Below are 812 nucleotides of genomic sequence, written 5' to 3' on the forward strand. Positions count from 1 at the left end.
TACCAACGCCAATACGACTACGACAAAAGCGGCAACCTCACCCGCCTGCTCGACACCCGCAAGGGCCAGCACGACTACCACTACGACCCCCTCGCCCGCCTGACCCGCGCCAACCACTCGCAAGACGTACAGGAACGCTTCGGCCACGACCCGGCGGGCAACCTGCTGATGCAGAACCGCCCCGGCCCGGACATCGTTGCGGGTAATCGCCTGATGATCCAGGGCGATCAGCACTATGACTACGACGCCTTCGGCAACCTGATCCGCGAGCGACGCGGCAAAGGCCAGCAACTCGTCACCGAATACCGCTACGACTGCCAGCACCGCCTGATCGGCCTCACCAAGCCCAACGGGCAAACTGCCCACTATCGCTACGACCCATTTGGGCGGCGCATCAGCAAAACCGTGGATGACACGACCACGGAGTTTTTCTGGCAAGGCGACAAGCTGATTGCCGAACATCATGCGGAGCGCCATCGCAGCTACCTATACGAACCCGACAGCTTCCGCCCATTGGTTTTACTGGAAGGCTTTGGGCCGAAAGAAACAAAACCCTACCACTACCAACTCGACCACCTCGGTACGCCGCAGGAACTGACCGATAATGAAGGCGAAATCGTCTGGTCCGCGCACTACCGCGCCTACGGCGAAATCGCCCGCCTTGATGCCTGCAAAATCGACAATCCGTTGCGTTTTCAAGGCCAGTACTGTGACGCGGAAAGCGGGCTGCACTACAACCGTCATCGCTACTACAATCCGGATATTGGTCGGTACCTGACGCCGGATCCGGTGAAGCTGGCGGGTGGGATCAA

At 59.9% G+C, this 812-nt stretch carries 1 protein-coding gene; it reads left to right on the forward strand.

All coding sequences use genetic code 11. The features are described from left to right. Nucleotides 1-812: RHS repeat domain-containing protein (locus tag C9383_RS14755; RefSeq protein ID WP_146164712.1), on the forward strand; the 812-nt coding region annotated here is incomplete at both ends.

This window comes from Pseudomonas palleroniana (assembly GCF_003031675.1).
GTDB lineage: Bacteria > Pseudomonadota > Gammaproteobacteria > Pseudomonadales > Pseudomonadaceae > Aquipseudomonas > Aquipseudomonas palleroniana.